Consider the following 7,120-nt stretch of genomic DNA (forward strand, 5'->3'; position numbering starts at 1 on the left):
TGATTGAGCCTCCAGCTTAGGGGAGACGGACCCTCGGGACGTGCGGTTAAACCACGCCGCCCGCCTCACCCCGGCAAAGCTTCCCCGGGACATCGGACGACGGGCGAGACCTTAGGGGCGCTCGACGTCCTCGAACGCGCTCGGCTCGTTGATCATGAGCGTCATCAGTGGATACATCGCCATCCGCGCCGCGCCCAGCGCCCTGCGGTAGAACCCGGCGCCCTCCCACTCGCTGATCAGCGCCCACAGCTCCGGCTCGTCCACCGACCTCGACACCCGGCCGCGCACGTATCCCGGCTGCCCGGCCAGGGTGTCGACGATCTCGTGGGCCCGGAGCGTGAACTCCTCGGTCTGGCCCGGGGGCACCGAGTAGCGGATGAGGGCGAGCATCCGCCCAGCATGCCAGAGCCCGGCCCCGCTCCCGGACGACGGGCGGACAACCGCGCGCCCGCCCTCGCCCTCGCCCTCGCCCTCGCCCTCGCCCTCGCCCTCGCCCTCGCCCTCGCCAGGAATACTCGCTGGATCTTCCGGGTTCCGGGTGAACATGACAACTCTTGGCATCATCGGCGCGGGTCTCATAGGAAGCCAGCTCGCCCGGCAGGCGGTGGCGAACGGCTACGACGTGGTGATCAGCAATTCGCGGGGGCCGGAGACGCTGGCCGAGCTCATCGCGGAGCTCGGCCCGCGTGCCAGGGCGGCGACGGCCGCCGAGGCGGCACAGGCGGCGGACGTGGCCGTCGTGACGATCCCGCTGCGCAACTACCGGCGGGTCCCGGTCGAACCGCTCGCCGGAAAGATCGTCCTTGACACGAACAACTACTACCCGGAGCGGGACGGGGTGATCCCCGAGCTGGAGGACGAGTCCACCACGACGGCGGAGCTGCTGCAGGCGCACCTGCCGACGTCCAAGGTGGTCAAGACCTTCAACCACATCCTGGCGGCGCAGATCACCGAGGACGCCCTCCCCTCCGGAGCCCCGAACCGCCGGGCGCTCGTCATAGCGGGTGACGACGCCAAGGCGAAGGCGTTCGCGACCACGCTCTACGACCAGTTCGGCTTCGACACCGTCGACGTGGGGCCGTTGAGCGAGGGGTGGCGCATCCAGCGCGACACCCCCGGTTACGGGCCGCGCAGGACCGCCGAGGAACTGCGCGCCGACCTCGCGGCGGCGAAGCGCTACCGCGACCTCCCGTAGGACGGCGCGCGTTCGCCTCCCCTCAAGGCCTCCCGATGGCCCCCGACCCCCTAACGGCCGCCCGAGGGCGCCCCGGCACCGCGGACGGCCGGGTTTGAGACGTGTCCGGGGCCGCACGCACCCGTTCATGTCCCCCCACCGGCCGCCCGAGGCGCCCCGGCACCGTGGACGGCCCCGGGCTCCGGGCATGTCGCGGCGGGCGCGGTGGCGTTAGGCTCGAGTCGTGGCCGACAAGCGCGAGGAACGCCCCGCACACCCGCTGGCACAGCCCCGCCCCAGGCAGGGCAGGCGCCCGCTGCCCCCGGGTGAGCAGTTCTTCACGCCGGGGGCGACCGGGCTGCGGCGGAAGGTCGAGCGGCGCAGCGCGGCCCCGCTCGTCTTCCTGTTCCAGCTCCCCCGGTGGATCGCCCCGGTGGTGCTGGTGGTCCTCCTCCTGGCCGGGTTCGCGGTGTCGTCCTTCTGGGGCGGTGTCGCCGTGCTTCCGGTGATCGGGTTCGTCGGCTGGCTCGCCTACATGTCGTGGCCGTCCCTGGGTGCCGGGGGGCGTCTTCTGCGCGTCGTGCTGCTCACCTTCCTGATCCTGCTCGCCGCCGACCGCTTCGGCGTCTTCTGACACCTTTCGCGGCCTTCAGCGCCTTCAGCGCCTTCAGCGGGACGTGGGCAGGAGGGTGTAGCCGGGGAAGTTGCCCGGCAGCCGCTCGGTGTCGGGCCCCTGGGTGACGGCCCGGACGAGCAGCTCGCCGCCGACGAAGGCGCCCCGCCAGGAGGCGCCGAGACCACCGAACAGCTCCTCCCGGTCACCGCGGGAGCGGGGCGCGTTCACCCCCACCTTGAACGCCCGCACCTCCGGGGCGAGCCGCCTGACGGTCTCCTCGTCGTCGCAGGAGATCGTGGCGACCAGCGCGCCGTTGCTGGCGTTCATCGCGGCCAGCAGCTCGGCCTCGGTGTCGACCAGCACGATCGTGTCGACCGGCCCGAAGGGCTCGGCGTGGAAGAGCGGGGACGAGCGCGGCGGGGTGAGGATGGCGACGGGCGCCAGGTAGCCCGAGGTGTCCTGGCCGGGAAGGAACAGCCCGTCGTCGAGGGAGCCGCGATACAGGGGGACCCCGCCCTTGGCCACCGCCTCGTCCACCTGGTCGGCGAGCTCCTTGACCTTGGCGTTGGTGATCAGCGGGCCGAAGTCGAGGTCGGGCGGCGGGTCGTCGGGCCCCTCCACGGCGAGCGGGTGGCCGAAGCGCACCGACCGGACCGCCGGCAGGTAGGCGGCCAGGAACTCGTGGAACAGCGAGCGCTGCACCACGAACCGCGGGTAGGCCGTGCACCGCTGCTTGGCGTAGTCGAAGCTCTTGCGGATCTGCCCGGTCAGCAGCTCCCAGTTGCCGTACTCCCACACCCCCCAGCAGTTGAGCCCCTCCTGCTCCAGGACGTGCCGGTGGCCGAGGTCGGCGAGTGAGGTGGCCACCTGCCCGCCCGCGTCGCGCCCGCCGACGAAGGAGACGCAGCCCAGCTCCTTGCCGCGCACCAGCGCCGGGGAGAGCTCGGCGCCTCCCCCGCTGACGAGGGTGAACGGCAGCCCCTCCTGGGCGGCGAGCGCGGTCGCGAGGGTGAGGCAGGCCAGGCCGCCGTCGGTGGGCGCCTTGGCGATGACCGCGTTGCCCGCGAGGGCCTGCACGAGCATGGCGTGCATCAGCACGCTCATCGGGTAGTTCCAGCTGGCGATGTTGCTGACCGGGCCGCCGAGGGGGACGCGCCCGCCGACCATCCGGTCGATCTCTTCGACGTACCAGTGCACCCCCTCGATGCACCGGTCGACGTCGGCCGCGGCCAGCTTCCACGGCTTGCCGATCTCCCAGACCAGCAGCAGGGTGAGCAGGTCGCGGTGGGCGGTCATCGCCTCCAGCGCCGCCGTGACGCGCGCTTTGCGTTCGGCGAGCGGCACGTGGCGCCAGAGCCGGTGCTCGTCGAGACCGGCCCGTACCGCGCGCAGGGCGGTGGCCCTGTCGAGGCGGGGCGGGCCGGCGATGGCGGTGCCGTCCACCGGTGAGGCGGCGGGCTCCGGGCGGCCGTCGCGCTGCCAGAAGCCGCCCCAGTGGTTGAGCACCCGGTCGTCGTGGAAGGCCTGGGGCGCCGCCGACACGCACCGTTCGTAGGCGTCGGACCAGGCCGACCCCGGCTTGAGTATGGGTGACATGGGGTGTCTCCTCAGTCGGACCAGTCGATGGCCAGGGCGAGCGCCTGCTCGGGCAGCGGCTCGAACTCCTTGATCGCGTCGAGTGAGGGGCCCATGGCCGCGTTGGCCTCCCTCTCGACCATGACCTCGACCAGCACCGGGAGCTGCTGGCGCTCCGCCTCGGCGCTCGCCCAGGCCAACGCGTCGCCGATCTCGCCGGGCAGCTCGACGCGCCGGGCCGGGCAGCCGAACGCCTCCATGAGCTTCACGTGGTCGACCCCGCCCTCCCCGTAGTGGAGATCGACGGCGTAGTTCATGTCGTAGGGGATCTCGGCCTGGCGGATGAGCCCGAGATACTCGTTGTTGATCATCACGATGACGAACGGGATGCGGTACTGGGCGGCGACGGCGATCTCCTCCATCAGGAACTGGAAGGAGTAGTCGCCCGCCACGGCCACCACCTGCCGCTCCGGATAGGCGCACTTGACGCCCATCGCGGCGGGCACCTCCCAGCCCAGCGGCCCGGCCTGCCCGCAGACGAGGTAGCGGCGCGGGAGGTAGGTCTTCTGGAACTGCCCCGACCAGATCTGGTAGAGGCCGATCGCGGTGACGAACGTCGTGTCGGGCCCGTAGAAGTCGTTCAGCTCCCGGAAGACCCTCGGCGGTTTGATCGGCACGTCGTCGAAGTCGTCGCGCCGCAGCAGCGTGCCGCGCAGCTCGGCGACCCGCGCGGGCCACCGTCCGGGACGGCGGGCCTTGGTGCGGCTGCTCGCCTCCCCCGCCATCGCCGCCAGCGTGGGCCGGGCGTGGCCGACCACGCCCAGGTCGGGCTCGAAGACCTTGCCGATCTGGGTGGGCTCGATGTCGACGTGGATGAACTTGCGGCCCCGGCGGTAGGTGTCGAGGTCGCCGGTGTGCCGGTCGCCGAACCTGGCGCCCACCGCCAGCACCAGGTCGCTCTCCAGCAGCGCCGCGTTGCCCCAGCGCGTCTGGGTCTGGATGCCCGCCATACCGGCGAACAGGGGGTGGTCCTCGGGGAAGGCGCCCTTGCCCATCAGCGTCACCTGGACGGGAATCTGCAGGTGCTCGGCGAGCGCGCGCAGCTCGGCGTCGGCGTCGGCGATGACGACCCCTCCACCGGCCAGGATGAGGGGCCGCTGGGCGCCCATGAGCATGTCGATCGCCGCCCGGATCGCGAGGGGCCTGGGCTGCGGGACCTCCACCGGGAGCGGGGTGTCGATCTCCCTGTCGTACAGGCAGGTGCCGCGTTGCACGTCGATCGGCAGGTCGATCAGGACGGGGCCGGGGCGCCCGGACCTGGCGATCCTGAAGGCCTCCCTGAACACCCACGGGGCCTGGGCCGGCTCCTTGAGCTGGACCGCCCACTTGGTGACGGGCTTGGCGATCTCCACGATGTCGACCGCCTGGAACGCCTCCTGGTGGAGCTTGTCGCGCGCCGCCTGCCCGGTGATGCAGATCATGGGAATGGAGTCGGCGAGGGCGGTGTAGAGGCCGGTGATCATGTTGGTGCCCGCCGGGCCCGAGGTGCCGATGCAGACGCCGACGTTGCCCGTGACCCGGGCCCAGCCGTCGGCGGCGTGCGTGCCTCCCTCCTCGTGGCGGACGGTGATGTTGCGAATGTCGCTGTGCTGGAGCGCCGCGTAGAGGGGGAGGATCGCCGCGCCCGGGATGCCGAAGACGGTGTCGACGCCTTCGGACTCCAGGACGGCCACCACGGCCTCCATGCAGGGGATCCGCTTCACTGGTTGATCCTTTCGATCACCTTGAGCAGGGCGGAGTGGTCAAGGGAGCCGTGCCCCTGGGCACGGGCCGCGGCGACGAGCTGGGCGACCAGCCCGGTGAGCGGGAGTGAGACGCCCGCCTCCCGCGCCGCGGCGATGGCGATGCCCATGTCCTTGTGGTGCAGGTCGATCCGGAACCCCGGCGCGAACTCGCGCCTGATCATGGAGTGCCGCTTCAGGTCGAGGATGCGGGAACCCGCCAGCCCTCCGGCCAGGACGTCGAGCCCGCTGCCGGGATCGACCCCCGAGGCTTCGAGCAGCACGATCGCCTCGGCGACCAGGCCGTAGATGCCCCCGACGACGAGCTGGTTGGCGGCCTTCACGGTCTGCCCCGCCCCCGCGGGCCCCACGTGCACGATCGTCGTGCCGACGACCGCGAGGAGGGGGCGTACGGCCGCGAAGTCGACGGCGTCCCCGCCGACCATGATCGACAGGGTGCCGTCGATCGCGCCGCGCTCCCCGCCGCTCACCGGCGCGTCCAGCGCCCTGATGCCCTTGACGGCCGCGGCCTGCGCGACCCTGCGGGAGGTCTCGGGCCGCACGGTGCTCATGTCGATGTGGACGAGCCCCTCCCTCCCCTGCTGGAGCAGCCCGTCGTCGCCGAAGGCCACCTCCTCCACCTGGGGGGAGTCGGGCAACATGGTGATCACGACATCCGCCTGCGCGATGGCCTCCGCCACGCTGCCCGCGGACTTGCCGCCGGCCACCGCGAGGGCGTCCATCCGCTCGGCGCTCATGTCGTAGCCGACGACGGTGTGCCCGGCCCTGACCAGGTTGGCCGCCATCGGGCTGCCCATGATCCCCAGGCCGATGAATCCGATGTTCATGAGCGGCTCACCGCTCCTCCCTCGCTCAGCGTTCATCGAATACCTCCAAGGTGGAGACCCTGGGCCGCGGCCCGGGGGCGGGAAGCGCGGCCGGTCGCCGCGCGCGGTCCGGTGGTGTGCCCTGGGGAGCCGGTGGGGAGGTCAAGCGTTCCTCCAGCCGAAGCTCTCGGCGCTGGGGCCGGTGGGGCGGTATTCGAGCCCGACGTGGCCTCGGTATCCCGAGGTCTCCAGGGACTCGAAGATCTGGTCGTACGGCATGGCCCCGGAGCCCGGCTGCCCCCGGCCGGGGTCGTCGGCGATCTGGACGTGACCGAAGCGGTGGACGCTCCTGTCGATGAGGGTGAGCACGTCCTCGCCCATGCGGTGCAGGTGGTAGAGGTCGGCGAGGAAGGCCACGTTGCCCGCGCCCACCTGGTCGATCACCTCGAAGGCCGCGGCCGAGGAGGTGATCGGGTAGTCGGGGCTCTCGTAGGAGTTGAGCGCCTCGACCACGACCGTGGCGCCGGCCCCCGCCGCCGCCTTCGCCGCCAGGGAGAGGTTGGACAGCGCCAGGTCGCGCTGGGCCCGCGAGGACAGCCCGGCCACCCGGTTGCCGTAGAGGGCGTTGAGCACCCGGCAGCCGAGCGCTCCGGCCAGGCCCACCGCGACGTCGATGTTGGCCTGGAACCTGGCCGAGCCGTCGGGCCGCGACAGCAGGCCCCGCTCCCCCGCCGCCATGTTCCCGGCGTCGAAGTTGAGGCCGACCAGGCGCACCCCGGCCTCCTCGATCGCCCGCCGCAGGGCGTCGATCTCGCGGTCGGCCGGGCAGGGGGCGGCGAAGGGCCACCAGAGCTCGACCGCGTCGAAGCCCGCCTTGGCCGCCGCGGCGGGCCGCTCCAGCAGCGGCAGCTCGGTGAAGAGGATGGAGAGGTTGACGTCGAACTTCACGGCGTCTCCCCCACTCCCAGGGTGACCTTCGCGGGCGGCCCGTCCAGCGTGCCCAGCGCGGCCAGCGCCGACCGCATCAGGCGGGCGGTCTCGCTCGGGGTCTTGCCGACGCGGACGCCGACCTTCTCCAGGGCGTCCTTCTTGGCCTGGGCGGTGCCGGCCGAGCCGGACACGATCGCACCCGCGTGGCCCATGGTCT

7 protein-coding genes and 1 pseudogene are annotated in these 7,120 nt (G+C 72.3%); 2 read left to right on the forward strand and 6 right to left on the reverse strand.

What is annotated here, in order from left to right; genetic code table 11:
* Positions 1-111: 111 nt before the first annotated feature.
* Entirely contained in the window at positions 112-546 is a 435-nt protein-coding gene (locus ABD817_RS09550) for an antibiotic biosynthesis monooxygenase family protein (protein ID WP_344917160.1), read from the reverse strand.
* Here ABD817_RS09550 and ABD817_RS09555 point away from each other — a divergent pair.
* Positions 545-1,195 (forward strand): NADPH-dependent F420 reductase, encoded by a 651-nt coding sequence (locus ABD817_RS09555; RefSeq protein ID WP_344917162.1) that lies wholly within the window; start codon positions 545-547, stop codon positions 1,193-1,195. The two genes, ABD817_RS09550 and ABD817_RS09555, sit on opposite strands and share 2 nt — an antisense overlap.
* Before the next feature lie 223 nt (positions 1,196-1,418).
* The gene (locus ABD817_RS09560) at positions 1,419-1,808 is read left to right on the forward strand and encodes a DUF6703 family protein (RefSeq protein WP_344917164.1); all 390 of its coding nucleotides are present in this window, start codon (positions 1,419-1,421) and stop codon (positions 1,806-1,808) included.
* A gap of 33 nt (positions 1,809-1,841) precedes the next feature.
* Here ABD817_RS09560 and ABD817_RS09565 read toward each other — a convergent pair whose 3' ends face one another.
* The 5 genes and pseudogenes from ABD817_RS09565 to ABD817_RS09585 form a co-directional block, all read right to left on the reverse strand.
* The gene (locus ABD817_RS09565; RefSeq protein ID WP_344917166.1) at positions 1,842-3,386 is read right to left on the reverse strand and encodes an aldehyde dehydrogenase family protein; all 1,545 of its coding nucleotides are present in this window, start codon (positions 3,384-3,386) and stop codon (positions 1,842-1,844) included.
* 11 nt (positions 3,387-3,397) lie between these two features.
* Entirely contained in the window at positions 3,398-5,128 is a 1,731-nt protein-coding gene (gcl, locus tag ABD817_RS09570; RefSeq protein ID WP_344917168.1) for a glyoxylate carboligase, read from the reverse strand.
* Positions 5,125-6,030, reverse strand: coding sequence for a 2-hydroxy-3-oxopropionate reductase (locus ABD817_RS09575; protein WP_344917170.1), 906 nt, complete (start codon positions 6,028-6,030; stop codon positions 5,125-5,127). The genes gcl and ABD817_RS09575 overlap by 4 nt, the downstream gene beginning before the upstream one ends.
* 105 nt (positions 6,031-6,135) lie before the next feature.
* Positions 6,136-6,921, reverse strand: coding sequence for a hydroxypyruvate isomerase family protein (locus tag ABD817_RS09580; protein WP_344917172.1), 786 nt, complete (start codon positions 6,919-6,921; stop codon positions 6,136-6,138).
* Positions 6,918-7,120: pseudogene (locus ABD817_RS09585) on the reverse strand (hypothetical protein); the annotation flags it as partial. The pseudogene ABD817_RS09585 and the gene ABD817_RS09580, both read right to left, overlap by 4 nt.

The sequence above is a fragment of the Streptosporangium oxazolinicum genome, assembly GCF_039537505.1.
GTDB lineage: Bacteria > Actinomycetota > Actinomycetes > Streptosporangiales > Streptosporangiaceae > Streptosporangium > Streptosporangium oxazolinicum.

Excerpts from the sequence above, each read along its gene's own strand:
- ABD817_RS09555 (WP_344917162.1), top strand. The coding sequence starts at position 545 with ATGACAACTCTTGGCATCATCGGCGCGGGTCTCATAGGAAGCCAGCTC.
- ABD817_RS09550 (WP_344917160.1), bottom strand. The coding sequence starts at position 546 with ATGTTCACCCGGAACCCGGAAGATCCAGCGAGTATTCCTGGCGAGGGC.
- ABD817_RS09565 (WP_344917166.1), bottom strand. The coding sequence starts at position 3,386 with ATGTCACCCATACTCAAGCCGGGGTCGGCCTGGTCCGACGCCTACGAA.
- ABD817_RS09575 (WP_344917170.1), bottom strand. The coding sequence starts at position 6,030 with ATGAACGCTGAGCGAGGGAGGAGCGGTGAGCCGCTCATGAACATCGGA.